This window comes from Streptomyces guryensis (genome assembly GCF_021261325.1).
Classification (GTDB): Bacteria; Actinomycetota; Actinomycetes; order Streptomycetales; family Streptomycetaceae; genus Streptomyces; species Streptomyces guryensis.
In genome coordinates this window covers 424813-439760 of the sequence record NZ_JAJSBI010000003.1, presented here as the reverse complement: position 1 = coordinate 439760, position 14948 = coordinate 424813, and the positions used below count along the sequence as shown (strand labels likewise).

Genomic DNA, 14948 nt, shown 5'->3' with positions numbered 1-14948 from the left:
AGCGGCAGGTCAGAAGGTTATCCACAGGCTCCGGCAGGTCTGGCTCGATCCGCCTACGATGGCCTGACAGCCGTCCGCTGCTCGATGCGGACGGCCCGCGAGGGGGGACGCACATGGCGCGATTCGTACGGTGGACGGCTCTGGCGGCCGCCGCAGCGCTTCTGGTGGGCGGCTGCAGCAGTGGTTCGTCGTCCGACGACGGCAGAGGTGGTGGAGGGACGAGCACGGCCGCCTCTCCGTCGTCCGGCTCTTCCGGAACGACGGCCGCGCTGCCCTCGTCGCTGACCGCGCAGAAGTTGGCCTGGGGCCGCTGCAAGGCCACCGACGACTCCCCCGCACCCGGCAACGACTGGCAGTGCGCGAGGCTCAAGGTGCCGCTGGACTGGTCGAAGCCGCAGGGCGAGACGATGGGCCTCGGGCTGATCCGCGCCGAGGCCCGCGGGGGCAGGCGCATCGGCTCGCTGCTGTTCAACTTCGGTGGCCCCGGCGCCCCGGGGGTCTCCTACCTGCCGTCCTTCGGCCCCACCTTCGCCAAGCTCCGTGAACAGTACGACCTGGTGAGCTGGGACCCGCGCGGCGTCGGATCGAGCGGGGGAATCCGCTGCCGCAGCGACAAGGAGATCCAGGCCGCGGAGTCGGTGGACACCACACCGGACACCCCGGCCGAGGAGAAGGCGTACCTCCAGGACGCCGTCGACTTCGGCAAGGGCTGCGAGAAGGCCGCCGGAAAGCTGATGGCGCACGCGTCGACGACCGACACCGCCCGCGACATGGACCTGATGCGCCAGGTGCTGGGCGACCCGGAAATGCACTACTTCGGCATCTCGTACGGCACCGAACTCGGCGGCGTCTACGCCCACTTGTTCCCGAAGAAGGTGGCGCGGCTGGTCCTGGACGCCGTGGTCGACCCGAGCGCCGACATGGTGGGCCACGCCGAGAACCAGGCGAGGGGCTTCCAGCGGGCTCTGGACGACTACCTGAAGTCGACAGGACAGGACCCGGCACAGGGATCCCGGACGATCTCAGCCCTGCTGAAGCGGATCGACACCCGTCCGCTGCCGACCTCGGGCAGCCGCAGGCTTACCCAGACACTCGCGCTGACCGGACTGACCTACCCCCTCTACTCCAAGCAGAGCTGGCCCAGTCTCACCAGCGCGCTGAACACCGCCGAGAACGGAGACGGTTCGGAACTGCTGTCGCTGGCCGACGAGTACAACGGCCGCGACGCTTCGGGGCACTACGAGACGACGACCCACTCGCAACGGGTCATATCGTGCTTGGACAGCAGGCTGCGGCCGACGCCCGCCGAAACGAGGAGGCGGCTGGCGCGGTTCGAGAAGATCTCGCCCGTCTTCGGCGACTTCATGGGCTGGGACACGGCCGGCTGGTGCCACGACTGGCCGGTGGCGGGCCAGTGGAACACCCCGCCGGCCAGTGCGCCCGGCGCGCCCCCGATCCTCGTGGTCGGCAACACCGGCGACCCGGCGACGCCCTACGAGGGCGCCCGGAAGATGGCCGACGAACTGGGCAAGGGTGTCGGAGTGGAGCTCACCTGGAAGGGCGAGGGGCATGTGGCGTACGGGAAGGGGAGCGACTGTGTCGACTCGACCGTGAACGCGTATCTGCTGAACGGCACGGTGCCGAAGGACGGAAAGGTCTGCGCCTCGTAGCCCTGGCAGCGGGTCTCTCCTCCCGGGCAGCGGAAAGGGGCCCGGCACCCGTGGTGCCGAACCCCTTCCGGGAAGGCGTGCGCCTAGTAGACCGGCAAGTGAGGCCACATAGGGGCTGACCTGCGGTCCAGCTCCCTTCTCACCCCTCCTGGGCCGTCGTGGGGCCGTCATCGGTGCTGGGGCCGTCGACGAAGGCCCGGTTCACTGCCTCGCGCGTGCGCTTCTCCCTGCCCGGCATGAGGTGGGTGTACATGCGGAGGGTGAAGCCGGGATCGTGGTGCCCCAGGTACTCGGGCACCGCCTCCCGTTCTCCCGACCGCGCGGGACTCCCGCCGAGTCGAGGGCCGGACGCCACGCCGCACGGTTGAAGTCGTTGCGGATCACCTCGCACCCCTTGTCGCTGGTGAAGAACAGGGACGCCGTGACCGGCGAGCCGTCGACCGTCCGCCAGGGCAGGGTCACGGCCCCAGGGGGATGCCGGGTGATGTGCTCCTCAAGCGAGCGAGCGACGCTCTCAGGCAGTGGGACCGCGCGCGTCCTGCCTCCCTTGGGCGGGGCGAACACGGGGCGGTGGTGGATGAGCTCGACCTGGCGGACCACATGCACCAGACCCTTGATGAAGTCCACATCTTCGACGGCCAGGCCGAACAGCTCACCCTGACGTAGGCCACACCCACCGGCCACGTCGACCATGGGCCGGTACTGCTCCGGCAGGGCCGAGCGCGCGGCGAGGACGCGCTCACGGGACGATCCGGCGCGGGTCAACCTCGGGCGCCCGTACCGACGACGAACGGCAGGGGCTGTGCGGGATGAGGCGGTCGTCCACGGCAGCCGTCGGCATGGTGCCGAGGTTCGCGAAGATGACTCGCTGGCAGGCGGGCGCCACTCCCCCGTCCTCCAGGCCGGCTCGCTGCGCTCGCTCGACCGGCGGCCGCAGGCGCTTGCCGACTTCAGGCCGCCGGCTCCGCCCAAACGTGGGGAGCTTCCATCCCGTCCGCCATCGGCCGAGGCAGAGAACCGAGCAGCCGCGGCCCATGGCGTCCAGGCCGTCCGTACAGTGGCGCGCTCCACCTGGAGGCCATGAACCACGCCCGCTCCGCGGTGTGCGGGTCGACGGCGGACGGGATGGAAGTTGGGGAGAGTGGTGGGTTGAGGGGAGCGTTCGACCTAGATCGTCGGGTAATCGAGCACGTCGCCGTTCGGGCAGTTGTTGGAGTGGACGGGAACGAAGTCAGTCAGAATCGGCAGCGCCGACACCTCTGCCCCTTCCAGCCCGCAGACGGATCCCGGCGCGAAGGTCCAGTGGGGGGTCGACTTGTCGTCGGCATGAGCAGGAACTGCCATGGCGACAGCAGCAAGGGCCAGCGTGGCGGTCATGATGATCTTTCGCATGCTCGCTCCAACGACCATGACAATCACCAGACACGGCTCACCATTGGAGTGTCCCCCACGTGCCCGAACCAACGAGCACCAACGGGGAACAGCGGGGACTTGCAGACCAAATTTCACATAGTCCCAGACCGCTCACTGTCCAGCCCAGCCCAGCCCAGCGATCATCGGTGTACCCGATTTTCCACACTGGTGCAGCGCCAATCAGGAGTAGAAGCCCCGGCCGTACTCCTCGGGCCCCACGGCGAAATCGTCCGGACGATCGCGGCGCAGCTCCTCATAGCGGACCGCGAACACATCGATGGCTTCATGAATCGTGCAGCCCAACGTGTCGCGGATCGTCTTGATCGCGAAAACGATCCGATGATCGATGATGTCGCGGTCTACGCTCGCCGGCAGCGCGGCCATGGGTCCTCCGGAGTCGCCGTACGGCAACGGAGTACAGCATCAGGGCAGACCGCAGTCAACCGAGTAAGACCCCTTCCACCCTTGCTGAACAGCGAATCGGCCTTCAGCCACCGCCGCGCCCGTAGTTCGCATCGAGGGGCTGCCGGCACTCTGCACGGGGAGCCGTTCCCAACCGATGGACGCTCCCCGCCAGCCTGACAGGAACGCCCGCGGGCGGGCGATGGCAGAGCTTTCAATGCATGCGGGAACGCTGGCTGAGCGATTCAAAGAGAAGGGCATCAAGCACTACCGATATCCGGCTTTCACTCTTGGGCATCGATTGCAACCGGTCCAACTTGAAGCCATCTCGGCGCGGATGCTTGTGATGTGGCACAAGAGGAACGCAAAAGAGAACCTGGACCGCCTGTACGGCAGCACCGAAAGCCTCGGCATCAAGGAGCGTCTTTGAAAAGGTATCGGAGGAAGATTCGCGTAGGAGCTGATGGGGATAATCTGTTCCGCCAGAACGCGGAGGGATCACCTACCAGCGAGGAATATCGGTGGTGGCTTCCGTGGACGAGCGACCTTCCGAGCTGTCCCGCGGCCGAGAAAGAGCGCTCATTGGTGGCCGGCCCTGACAACTGACTGCAGCTGCGCAGCAGTTCAGAGCGATGATCGAGTGGATGACCGCAAGTCACGGCCATCGATGATCAGGTGTGGCCGTACGCATCACGGTGCGCGATGTTCGGGCCGTCCCTGGGCCGTCGGAGGTCACCCGACGCCGACCGACAACGACAGAAGCCCACGGCATCTGAACTGGTCAGAGCCGTGGGCTTCCTCAGTCTCGCTGGTCAGCGAGACCGGTGATCAGTAGACCGGCTTGTGCGGCTCGATCTGGTTGACCCAGCCGATCACGCCGCCGCCGACGTGCACGGCGTCGGCGAAGCCCGCGGACTTCAGGACCGCGAGGACTTCCGCACTGCGGACACCCGTCTTGCAGTGCAGGACGATCTTCTTGTCCTGCGGAAGTGTCTCCAGGGCGGTGCCCATGAGGAACTCGTTCTTCGGGATCAGCTTGGCGCCGGGGATCGAGACGATCTCGTACTCGTTGATCTCGCGGACGTCGATGATCTCGATGTTCTCGCCGTCGTCGAGCCACTCCTTGAGCTGCTTCGGAGTGATCGTCGAGCCGGCGGCCGCCTCCTGTGCCTCCTCGGAGACGACGCCGCAGAAGGCCTCGTAGTCGATGAGCTCGGTGACGGTCGGGTTCTCACCGCAGACCGCGCAGTTCGGGTCCTTGCGGACCTTGACCTGGCGGTACTGCATCTCCAGGGCGTCGTAGATCATCAGGCGGCCGACCAGCGGCTCACCGATGCCCGCGAGGAGCTTGATGGCCTCGTTGACCTGGATGGAGCCGATGGACGCGCACAGCACGCCCAGCACGCCGCCCTCGGCGCAGGAGGGGACCATGCCCGGCGGCGGGGGCTCCGGGTAGAGGCAGCGGTAGCAGGGGCCGTGCTCGGACCAGAACACGGAGGCCTGGCCGTCGAAGCGGTAGATCGAACCCCACACGTACGGCTTGTTGAGCAGCACGCAGGCGTCGTTCACCAGGTAACGGGTCGCGAAGTTGTCCGTGCCGTCGACGATCAGGTCGTACTGGCTGAAGATGTCCATCACGTTGTCGGCCTCGAGCCGCTCCTCGTGAAGGATCACGTTCACATACGGGTTGATGCCGAGGACGGAGTCACGGGCGGACTCGGCCTTGGAGCGGCCGATGTCGGCCTGGCTGTGGATGATCTGGCGCTGCAGGTTCGACTCGTCGACCTCGTCGAACTCCACGATGCCGAGCGTGCCGACGCCCGCCGCGGCCAGGTACATCAGCGCCGGCGAGCCCAGGCCGCCGGCGCCCACACAGAGCACCTTGGCGTTCTTCAGCCGCTTCTGCCCGTCCATCCCCACGTCGGGGATGATCAGGTGGCGGGAGTACCTGCGGACCTCGTCTACGGTGAGCTCAGAGGCTGGCTCGACCAGGGGTGGCAGCGACACGGGGACTCCGTTGGTCGGTCAATCACTACAGTTGTTCTCCCCGTAACACTGCCACGGCCTTCTTCATTCCGAGACACCCGTTCCGATCCGCGAGACGATTTCGTCCCAGTAGCCGGGCATGGTCTCCCAGGGATCGGCACGGCCGCCGCGGTCGGTGTGATCGGTGAAGTAGATGGTCGAGGCACCCTGCCAGCGGGCGATGCGCAGAGCTTCCTCCAGGTGGGGGCGGGGCACCCCGTGGACGAAGTGGCAGAAGCGCTCGGGCGGATGGTCGGCGGTCCACTCGGCCACCTGCGACCAGCGGTAGTCGCTCCAAGGGCCGGAGAAGGTGACCAGCTGGTCGGCGCTCTCGGCGTAGCCGGGGTGCGGGTGGGTGCCGTGGCCGAGGACGATGTGGGCATCGTCACGGATCGCTCGGAGCGTGGCGGCCGTGCGGCGGACCTCGGGGAGCGAGACGCGATCGGCCGGGCAGCGGTCCAGCAGGAAGCCGTCGACCTGGTACCAGTCGAGGTAGCGGTGCGCGTCGGAGACCATCTCGCCGAAGGTGCGGACCCCGTAGGCGGCGTCGAGGTGGCCGAGGACCCGCACGCCCGCGTTGCGCAGGCGGCCGGCCGCCTCCAGGCAGTGCGGGTCGGGGCGGGCGCCGGGGCCGTCGGCCACGTTGAGGACGACCCAGTGCAAGGGGGTTCCGGGGCGGGTGAGTTCGCCCCACTCGGTGGGTGCGACGAGGGGGTGTGCGTAGCCGGGGATGCCGAAGCCGGTACGGACGTCGGTGCTCGTGGTGCCCGCTTTGGTGCTGGTCAGATACGGCACGCCGCCTCCATCCAGATGTCGGCGAGGGACTCTTCGAGATTGATGCGGGGCCGCCAGCCGAGCCGGTCGCGTGCGGTGCGCACGTCGGCCTGCTGCCAGCTGCCGCAGCCGTCGGGGTACGGGTATGCGACCGGGGCCATGTGATCGGATTCACTGCGGGGATGGCCGATGGTGGCCCGCAGCGGGCCGGGCGGGCCGTCGAGTTCGTGGAGGGCGCCGCCGTATCCGGCCACGCGGGCGAGCATGGCGGCGGCGTCGCGCAGCCGGACGGCGCGGCCCGAGCCGATGTTGATGACGCCCTGCGCGGCGGAGAGCGAGGCGGCGTGCACGGCACGCGCCACGTCACGTACGTCGATGAAGTCGCGCTGGACGCCGAGGCCGCCGAGCTTGAGCTCGCCGTCGCCGGACTGCATGGCGCGGCGCATGGCCTCGGCGAGCCGCCCGAGGGGGGAGCCGGCGGGTGTGCCCGGTCCGGCCGGTGAGAAGACCCGGAGGACGACGGCGTCCAGGCCCGAGCCCAGGACCAGTTCGGTGGCGGCGAGCTTGCTCACGCCGTACGGGCCGCCCGGGCGCGGGACGGCGTCCTCCGCCGTCGACGAACCCGGCTGGCTCGGACCGTACTCGGCGCCGCAGCCGAGCTGTACCAGGCGGGCGCCGCAGCCGCTGCGGCGCAGGGCCTCGCAGACGGTGGCGACGGCGACGGTGTTGTGGCGCGCGAGGTCGCGGGCGCCACCGCGGGTGGCGCCGGCACAGTTCACGACCACACCGGGGTGAACCGCGTCGAGGAAGCGGGTGAGGGCTCCGGGGCTGCCGGACGCGAGGTCGAAGCGGACGTCGGCGTCGTCGCCGCGACCGAGCGCGGTGAGCTGGACGGCCGGGTCGGCGAGCAGGCGGTCGGCGACGAAGCGGCCGAGGTAGCCGTTGGCTCCGATCAGCAGGACTCTCATCGGGCGGCTCCCGGGGCCGAGGCGTCGGGTCGGGAGGTGATCATCTGGGGTTCTCCTTCGGAGGGGGTGGTGCGCTTGCCTCGGGCGGCGGGGCCGGGCGCCTGCGGCAGGGGGTGGGCCGACGTGCGTCGGCGTGCATGCGACTCGCGGAGGTGCGCCGGGGACTGCTGCCGCATCAGCACGGCCGGTCCTCGGGCGCGTGGGCCGAGGCCCGGGTGAGGGTGCGGGTCGCGTGGATCAGCAGGGCCAACGCGGCTGCCCCGCAGGCGAGGGCCGGGACGCTGCCCGGGCCCCAGTGGTCGACGAGGGTCTCCACGGGAGTGGCGAGGAAGCCGCACCCGGGGAGGCGGCCCGCGAAGACCGTGGCCGTGGCGGTGGCCTCGGTCATGACCGTGGCGGTGAGGACGAGCGCGGGGGCGTGGGTGAAGCCGTGCGTGGTGAGGAGGCGGGCGAGGAGCAGCAGGGCGCCCAGGGTGACGGTCTGGGCGTAGTCCGCGGGCTCACCCAGCGCCGCACCGCACACGGCGAGCAGGGCGGTCAGCGCGCACAGGAACAGGGCGAACATGCCGATGAGCAGCGGTCGTACGGAGGCGGAGTACTCCTCCAGGGCGCGGCTGGCGGTCAGTCTGCGGCGGGCGCGTACGGCGAAGAGGTGGGCGCTCCAGGCCGCGGGGGCGCAGGCCAGCGTGAGGGCCAGGACGGGTGCGGTGGCGAGGGGCCAGGGGCCGTCGGCGGTGCCGGTGGGCGGGCCGTCGGGGCCTCCGGCGAGGGCCGCGTCCAGGAGGCCGTCGCCGAGGAGGGCGTAGGCGAGGAGCCAGTACGTGCACGCGCGGCTGCCGGGCGCGTGCGCGAGGGACCCCGGGGGCCTGCGGTCCGCCGCGGCGAGCGGGCCGCGGGTGAGCGCCGCGCGCAGGGCGAGCGCGACGGCGAGCACGCCGACGGCGGCCGCGAGCGCGCGGGCCTGTCCGTGGGTGAGATGCAGGGCGGCGACGGTCGCGGCGCACAGGGCTCCGGGGAGGAGGGTGAGCAGGGCCCAGTCGGCGCGTGCCCTGGCCACGTCGAGGGCTGCCGGGCGGGCGGGGGCGCCGGTGTCGCGGGGTACGCGCGCGTACATCTCCTCCGCCAGGGAGAAGACGTCCCGGTGGCGGAAACGTGCGGCGGTCCGGTCGGTGACGCCGTGGGCCTCCAGGCCCGCAGCGATCTCCAGAGGGTCCACCGCCCGCTCGCACAGCTCACGGTGACGGTGCATCAGCGCCTTCACGGGGTCTGCGGCGGCGCGACGGGGAGCAGCGGGTTGGCGGCGGGCGGCCGGGAGGTCGGTGTCGGCACGCGTGTGTGCCGGGGTTTCGGCGTCCGCACGCGCGCGTGTCAGCGATTTGGCATCTGCACCCACGGGCGCCAGGGGTTCAGCATCTGCACGTTCGCGTTGCGGAGCTTCGGCGACTGCACGCGTGTGTGCCGGGGTTTCGGCGTGTGCATACGTGTGTGCCGGGGCGTCGTCGCCGCCGCGCGTGCCGGGTGCCGTCTCGCCTCCCGCGGTGTGCGAGCCGGAGGTCTCCCCCGCGAGCCATCCCTGTGACCGTTCGTCCCAGGACCCGGGGCTGTCCGGGGTACCGGGGCGGTCCAGTGCTCCCAAGTCGCTCATCGCGCCCCCTCGGTGGCCGGCATCGGGGGCGTGGTCCGCGGCGGCGTCGCGCGGACCGGTGCGCCCTTCGCCCAGCCGGGTCCGCCGCGGGCCACCACACGTGCGGCCGGGTGGGTCCAGCGGCCGGGGACGTGGGCCTCGGCTGGGACGGCGAACGGCAGGGGTTCTCCCGCGTCGTCGAGGACGACGCGGGACACCGGGGTGTGCGAGACGATCTCAAGGTAAATGCCGTGAAATGCCGTGGTGTTCTGCTCGACGGTGAACAGTTCGAGCGCACGCGCGCGGGCGGCGGCGCCCAGGCGCTCCCGGCGCGCGGGGTCGCGCAGCAGCGCGAGGCACGCCTCGGCGAGCGCCCGCGGATTGCGCGGCGGTACGACGAGTCCCGTGCCCCCGATGACCTCGACGACCGCGCCGACGTCCGTGGAGACGGTCGCGCGGCCGCAGAACATGGCCTCGACCAGGCTGATCGGGAAGCCCTCGACGACGCTGGCGAGCACGGTCACCGCTCCGGCCGCGTACGCGTCGGCGAGGCTCGGAAGCTCCGGTCCGCCGATCTCCTCGAAGGAGACGGGGTTGTCACCGACGGCATGCAGCCCCTCCGCCTCGTCGGGGAAGAGCTGCGCTGCCAGCGCCCGGCAGTGGCCGAGGTAGGCCTCGCCGTCGGGGCCGTCCGGGGCACCGACGATCCGCAGGAGCGTCTTCGGCGCCTCCTTGCGGATCTCCGCGAAGGCGTGCAGCAGCGACACCAGGTCCTTGGCGGGTTCGACACGGCCGACCCAGACGAGTGTGTCCGGGTCCGCGGACTGCGGGGATTCACCGACTTCGGCGAACCGGGAGGCGTCCATGCCCGGGTAGACCGTGCGGAGCTTCGCGCGGTCGGCGCCGCACCGTTCCTGCCAGCGGCGGGCGTGCGCATTGCCGGGGGTGACGATCGCGGCCCGGTCGTAGCTCTCGGCAGCGAGCCTGCCGTGGAAGGCGGCGAGCAGGGAGCGTACGGCGGGCGAGGCGTCCGTGCCGGCCAGGTAGTGCGTGCGCAGCCGCACGCCGTACTCGGTCAGCAGCAGGGGTACGCCGTGGAAGTGGTGGGCGAGCAGGCCGGGCAGGGCCGCGGAGCCGCCGGTCGTCGCGTGGCACAGGTCGACCGAGCCGAGTCCGTCGTCCTCGTACCAGTCGAGCGAGAGGGGGCGCAGGGCGCGTTCCAGATGCGCGGCGACAGCGAGCAGATCCGGTACGCGCGCCTCACGCGCCGCACCGAGGGCGCCCGGCGCACGACAGGCGCGCTCCAGGGCCCGTACGGCGGCTTCGGAGCGGAGCGCTCCCACCAGCCCGCGCTCGTCCCGGGCGAGTTCGGCGAGGCCGTACAGCGCGCTGCCGAAACGGTCCGCCTCGGCGGCCGGGGACTCCCCGGAAGCGCCAGAAGGATCCCCGGCGTTCCCGGCACACAGCGCGGCGGCCAACTCCCCATAGCACTCGGCGAACCGTCGGCGCGCCCGGCGCCCGTAGATCGTCCCGTCGTCCTCGGCCGTCCACAGCGGCGCCGTCCACACCCGGCCGACCTGCGGCGGGAGCGCGATCCAGCCCTCGTTCTCCTGGCGCTCGCTGCGGCTGAGGGCGTAGACGTCGAACTCGTGCTGCCCCAGCCCGCGTACGAGCCGGTCGCACCAGAGCCTGGCGTCACCGCTCACATACGGATAGCCACCCTCCGTAAGCAGTCCGATGCGCACGAGCGCACCCCCGATCTCCCGTATGGGGAGCCGCCGTTGACCCGGCGGCTCGCAGCGGAGAAGAACGTATGCGGACAAGGCGGTGGCGCGATGGACGGTTGTCCATCGCACCACCAAAAGGGGTGAACGGTCGTAACTTTCCCGTGCGGATCGCGTTCGATCGCGCTAAGAGATCAAGCAGTTACGTTACGTCAGGCAGCGGCGAGCTCCCGCCGTGCAGCCCTGCGCCGGGCCGCGACCTGGGGATCGAGTGCCGGCACGGCGGCGAGCAGTTGCTTGGTGTACGGGTCCTGGGGGGTGCCGTACACCTCGTCGGCGGGGCCGGACTCGACGATCCGGCCGCGGCGCATCACCGCGACCCGGTCGCTGACCTGCCGTACGACGGCGAGGTCGTGGGCGACGAAGACGAGCGCGAGCCCGAGTTCGCGCTGCAGCTCGCCGAGCAGGGCCACCACCTGCGCCTGGGTGGTCACGTCCAGTGCGGAGACGGGCTCGTCGCAGACGATGACGCGCGGGTCGGCCGCGAGCGCCCGCGCGATGCCGACGCGCTGTCGCTGGCCGCCGCTGAACTCGTGCGGGTAGCGGTCGTAGTGCGCCCCTTCGAGCCCCACACGCTCCAGCAGCTCCGTCACGCGCCTCCGGATGCCCCTCTCGTCCCGCTCGCCACGCGCGCGGAGCGGATCGGCGATCGATTCGCCCACGCTGCGGCGGGGGTTGAGGGAGGAGACGGGGTCCTGGAAGACCATCTGGACGGCCGGATTCACGCCCACGCGCGCGTGCCCCTCGTAACGGACCTCTCCGGTCGTCGGTTGCAGCAGGCCGACCAGCATCCGCCCGAGCGTCGTCTTGCCGCTGCCGCTCTCGCCGACGATGCCGAGGGTCTCGCCTCGGCGGAGGGTCAGCGACACGTCGTCCACCGCGGCGAACGCCCGCTTGCCGCGCCCGAATTCGCGCCGCAGCCCGCTCGCCTCCAGGACGACGTCGCCGGAGGCACCGGCGGACACGCCCCGGGCGTTCTCCGCCCCGGTGGCCGGGGAGTCAGCCTCGGGTCCCTCCGCCGGACCGCCCGGCACATCAGCCCGGGCGGCCCGCGCCGATGCGCCGGAAGAGACCACGCCGCCGTCCCCGGACGCGCGCCCCGGGGACACGGCAGATCCCTCCCCGGACGGGACATCCCTGGCGCCTTGCACCGAAGAACCCGACGAGAGCACCCCACCGTCCCCGGACACACCCTCCGGGGAGACAGCCGCACCGGCCCCGGCCGGGACAGCCCGGGCGCCCGGCGCCAGATCGCCGGAAAAGGCCACCCCGCCGTGCCCGGAGGCGCCCTCCGGGGGCACAGCTGCACCGGCCCCCGGCGAGAGCGCCTTCCGTCCCTCGGCCGAAGCGTCCGGCAGGAGCGACCCGCTGCCGCCCGTCACGGATTCCGAGAGGGCGCCGGGTGGCGTGCGGCGCACGTCCACCCGTGGGACCGCCGCCAGCAGGGTCCGTGTGTATGCCTCCGTCGGTGCCTCCAGCACGTCCGCGACCGGTGCGTGTTCGACCACGCGCCCGTGCCGCATGACGAGGACCTCGTCGACGCTCTCGGCGGCGACGCCCACGTCGTGGGTGACGAGCAGCAGGCCCATGCCCGTCTCCTCGCGCAGCGCGTGCAGCAGGTCGAGGATCTGCGCCTGGACGGTCACGTCGAGCGCCGTCGTCGGCTCGTCGGCGATCAGCAGCGCGGGCTCGCAGGCCAGCGCCATGGCGATGAGCGCCCGCTGGCGCATGCCGCCGCTGAACTCGTGCGGACGGGACCGGGACCGGCGTGGAGCGTCCGGAATTCCCACCCGGTCGAGCACCTCCACCGCACGCGCGCGTGCCGCCCGTCGAGACACGCGCGTGTGTACGCGGTACACCTCGGCGATCTGGTCGCCGATCGCGTAGTACGGGTCGAGGGACGACAGTGGGTCCTGGAAGACCATCGCGGCCTTTGCCCCGCGCAGCCGCCGCAGTTCGTCGTCGGACGCCTGCTGTACGTCGGTGCCGGCGACCTCGATCGAGCCGCCGACCCGCGCGCCGGTACCGCGGTGCAGACCCAGCAGGGCCGAGGCGACGGTGGACTTGCCGGACCCGGACTCGCCGACCAGGGCCAGGGCGGCGCCCTGCTCCAGGCGGAAGGAGAGGCCGTCGACGGCCCGCAGGTCGCCGAACTCGACGAAGAGATCCGTGACTTGGACGAGACTCACGTCAGTACCACCCGTCGGTCGGCCACCGCGTACAGCACGTCCGCGACGGCGTTGGCCAGGACCACGAAGAAGCCGATCACCAGGACCATCCCGACGACGACCGGGAGGTCGACCACATTGACGGCGTGGACGAGTTCCTGGCCGATGCCGGGGAGGCCGAAGAGCGACTCGATGAGGACGGCACCGCCCACCGCGCTGCCGAAGTCGTTGGCGTTCAGGGCGATGATGGGCGCCAGTGCGCCCCGCAGCGCATGCCGGCCCACGAGCGACCGCTCGCCGACGCCGTAGGCCCGGAAGGTCCGGATGTGGTCCTCGGCCAGCGTCTCCAGCATCGATGCCCGGGTCAGCCGGGCGAAGTAGGCCGCCTCGCTGAGGGCGAGGGTGAACCATGGCAGCAGGAGGCCCCAGGCCCACTGCTCCGGGTCGTCGGTCAAGGAGACGTACTCCGGGAAGGGCAGCAGCTCCAGCTGCCCGCAGATCACGATCATCAGCAGCAGGCCGATGACGAAGACCGGCGTGGAGATGCCCGCGAGGGTGAGGCCGGTCAGCGCGCGTTCGCTGATCCGGCCGCGCCGCCATGCGGAGAGCACCCCGGTGCCGACGCCCATCAGGAGCCAGAGCACCATCGCGCCGACCACCAGGGACAGACTGACCGGCAGCTTGGTCAGGATGATCTGGGTGACCTGCTGGTCGCTCTGGTACGACTGCCCGAGGCAGGGCGCCGAGCAGTGCTCGACGGACGTGCCCGTCGAGTAGTCCTGGCCGACGACGATGCCCTCCAGGAAGTGCCAGTAACGCAGGTACAGCGGGTCGTCGAGCTTGAGCTGCTGGGCGACCTGGTGCACCTGTTCCGGCGAGCAGCGGGGGCCGCAGGTGATCTGGGCGACGTTGCCGGGAGTGGCGTAGAAGACGACGTAGATGATCACCGAGATGGCCAGCAGGGTGATCACGGCGCCCATGGCGCGGCGCAGCGCGAAACCGGCGAAGCCGCTCATGACTGCACTTCCTTCGACTGCACTTCCTTCGACTGCACGACCTTCGACGGCACGACCTTCGACTGCACGACCTTTGACTGCACGTCTGACTGCACGTCCTTCTCGGCCGCTGCTTTCGCCTCCCGTTTACTGCCCGTTCCGACGCGCAGGCGGGAGGCCGCGCGCGGGTCGAGGGCGGTGCGTACGCCGTCGCCGAGGACGGTGAGCGCGAGGACGGTCACGAACAGGGCGCCCGCGGGCAGCAGCAGGTACTGCGGCGCCGCCTGGTACCAGACGTTGGCCGAGGTGAGCATCTGCCCCCAGGACGGGGTGGGAGGCTTCACGCCGACGCCGAGGAAGGACAGGGCGGCCTCGATGGCGATGTTGGCCGGAACCATGAGCGCGGCGTACGTGATGACGGGCGCGGCCAGGCCGGGCAGCAGCTCCCGGCGGGCGATCCGCCAGGTGCTCCAGCCGCTGAGCCGCGCTGCGGCGACGTAGTCGAGTTCCTTGAGGGTGAGCGTCTGGGCACGGACGATCTTGGCGATGGTGCCCCAGGCGACGAAACCGATGATGAGCGCGACCAGCACCGGCCTCGGGAAGCTGCTGGGCACGATGGCCAGCAGCGCCAACGCCATGATCATCAGCGGCATGGCGACGATGATGTCGGCGGCCCTGCTCAACAGTTGATCAACCCATCGGTTGCCGAGGGCGGCCGCGACGCCCACGACGACACCGAGAAGGACCTGCACCGTGGTCGCCGCGAGTGCGACCGCCAGCGAGACCCGCGCCCCGTAGGCGAGCCGGGCGAACAGATCCCGCCCGGTCTGCGGCTCGACCCCGAGCCAGTGGTCCCCGCTGATGCCTCCGAAGGAGCCGATCGGCACGCCTCCGCGCGCGGAGTCGACGAGTGAGGGGTGGTACGTGGTGGGGTCCTGGCCCTCCAGGGCGGTGAGGAGGGGTGCGGCGAGCGCGACCAGGACCAGCAGCGCGACGACGGCCGCCGCGACGAGGGCGGCGCGCTGCGTGCGCAGCCGCCGCCAGAACTGACGAGCCCCCGAGGCTCCGGGGACGGGCTCCACGCCCGCCCCGGCGGCCTCGGCGGCGACAAGTGCCTCGCTCACG

13 protein-coding genes and 1 pseudogene are annotated in these 14948 nt (G+C 71.1%); 2 read left to right on the top strand and 12 right to left on the bottom strand.

Annotated elements, in window-relative coordinates:
• The first annotated feature begins 113 nt into the window (after positions 1-113).
• Positions 114-1670: an alpha/beta hydrolase gene (locus LJ657_RS08960; protein ID WP_232647857.1), complete on the top strand. Its 1557-nt coding sequence runs from the start codon at positions 114-116 to the stop codon at positions 1668-1670.
• A 139-nt stretch (positions 1671-1809) separates the two neighbouring features.
• On the opposite strand, the gene LJ657_RS48545 is transcribed toward LJ657_RS08960, so the two are convergent.
• The 4 genes and pseudogenes from LJ657_RS48545 to LJ657_RS08940 all read right to left on the bottom strand — a co-directional run bounded on the left by LJ657_RS48545 (position 1810) and on the right by LJ657_RS08940 (position 3467).
• A complete protein-coding gene (locus tag LJ657_RS48545) occupies positions 1810-1968 on the bottom strand; it encodes a hypothetical protein (protein WP_232647981.1) in 159 nt (52 codons plus the stop codon).
• 236 nt (positions 1969-2204) lie between these two features.
• Positions 2205-2363, bottom strand: a pseudogene (locus LJ657_RS48540) (site-specific integrase); the annotation flags it as partial.
• A gap of 474 nt (positions 2364-2837) precedes the next feature.
• Positions 2838-3062 carry a hypothetical protein gene (locus LJ657_RS08945; protein ID WP_232647856.1) on the bottom strand — a complete coding sequence of 75 codons (225 nt, stop codon included), beginning with the start codon at positions 3060-3062 and terminating at the stop codon, positions 2838-2840.
• 201 nt (positions 3063-3263) lie between these two features.
• Complete coding sequence (locus tag LJ657_RS08940) at positions 3264-3467, bottom strand: hypothetical protein (RefSeq protein ID WP_232647855.1); 204 nt, start codon at positions 3465-3467, stop codon at positions 3264-3266.
• Positions 3468-3642: 175 nt separating this feature from the next.
• On the opposite strand from LJ657_RS08940, the gene LJ657_RS08935 reads away from it, so the two are divergent.
• Positions 3643-3915 carry a hypothetical protein gene (locus tag LJ657_RS08935; RefSeq protein ID WP_232647854.1) on the top strand — a complete coding sequence of 91 codons (273 nt, stop codon included), beginning with the start codon at positions 3643-3645 and terminating at the stop codon, positions 3913-3915.
• A gap of 398 nt (positions 3916-4313) precedes the next feature.
• Here the strand turns inward: LJ657_RS08935 and moeZ are convergent, their stop codons facing one another.
• The 8 genes from moeZ to LJ657_RS08895 form a co-directional block, all read right to left on the bottom strand.
• Positions 4314-5492, bottom strand: a complete 1179-nt coding sequence (gene moeZ, locus LJ657_RS08930; RefSeq protein ID WP_232647853.1) for an adenylyltransferase/sulfurtransferase MoeZ — start codon at positions 5490-5492, stop codon at positions 4314-4316.
• A 63-nt stretch (positions 5493-5555) separates the two neighbouring features.
• Positions 5556-6305, bottom strand: coding sequence for a spherulation-specific family 4 protein (locus tag LJ657_RS08925; RefSeq protein WP_232647852.1), 750 nt, complete (start codon positions 6303-6305; stop codon positions 5556-5558).
• Entirely contained in the window at positions 6293-7252 is a 960-nt protein-coding gene (locus tag LJ657_RS08920; RefSeq protein WP_232647851.1) for an NAD-dependent epimerase/dehydratase family protein, read from the bottom strand. Before LJ657_RS08920 ends, LJ657_RS08925 begins: the two co-directional genes overlap by 13 nt.
• A gap of 175 nt (positions 7253-7427) precedes the next feature.
• A complete protein-coding gene (locus tag LJ657_RS08915) occupies positions 7428-8897 on the bottom strand; it encodes a hypothetical protein (RefSeq protein ID WP_232647850.1) in 1470 nt (489 codons plus the stop codon).
• Complete coding sequence (locus LJ657_RS08910) at positions 8894-10621, bottom strand: DUF3492 domain-containing protein (protein WP_232647849.1); 1728 nt, start codon at positions 10619-10621, stop codon at positions 8894-8896. Before LJ657_RS08910 ends, LJ657_RS08915 begins: the two co-directional genes overlap by 4 nt.
• A 191-nt stretch (positions 10622-10812) precedes the next feature.
• Complete coding sequence (locus tag LJ657_RS08905) at positions 10813-12849, bottom strand: dipeptide ABC transporter ATP-binding protein (RefSeq protein WP_232647848.1); 2037 nt, start codon at positions 12847-12849, stop codon at positions 10813-10815.
• Entirely contained in the window at positions 12846-13844 is a 999-nt protein-coding gene (locus LJ657_RS08900) for an ABC transporter permease (RefSeq protein WP_232647847.1), read from the bottom strand. Before LJ657_RS08900 ends, LJ657_RS08905 begins: the two co-directional genes overlap by 4 nt.
• Positions 13841-14947 (bottom strand): ABC transporter permease, encoded by a 1107-nt coding sequence (locus tag LJ657_RS08895; protein ID WP_232647846.1) that lies wholly within the window; start codon positions 14945-14947, stop codon positions 13841-13843. The genes LJ657_RS08900 and LJ657_RS08895 overlap by 4 nt, the downstream gene beginning before the upstream one ends.
• Position 14948: the final 1 nt, after the last annotated feature.

Coding starts and splice junctions, on each gene's coding strand:
- LJ657_RS08945 (WP_232647856.1), bottom strand. CDS start 3,062: ATGCGAAAGATCATCATGACCGCCACGCTGGCCCTTGCTGCTGTCGCC.
- LJ657_RS08920 (WP_232647851.1), bottom strand. CDS start 7,252: ATGAGAGTCCTGCTGATCGGAGCCAACGGCTACCTCGGCCGCTTCGTC.
- LJ657_RS08915 (WP_232647850.1), bottom strand. CDS start 8,897: ATGAGCGACTTGGGAGCACTGGACCGCCCCGGTACCCCGGACAGCCCC.
- LJ657_RS08935 (WP_232647854.1), top strand. CDS start 3,643: ATGGACGCTCCCCGCCAGCCTGACAGGAACGCCCGCGGGCGGGCGATG.
- LJ657_RS08960 (WP_232647857.1), top strand. CDS start 114: ATGGCGCGATTCGTACGGTGGACGGCTCTGGCGGCCGCCGCAGCGCTT.
- LJ657_RS08900 (WP_232647847.1), bottom strand. CDS start 13,844: ATGAGCGGCTTCGCCGGTTTCGCGCTGCGCCGCGCCATGGGCGCCGTG.
- LJ657_RS08940 (WP_232647855.1), bottom strand. CDS start 3,467: ATGGCCGCGCTGCCGGCGAGCGTAGACCGCGACATCATCGATCATCGG.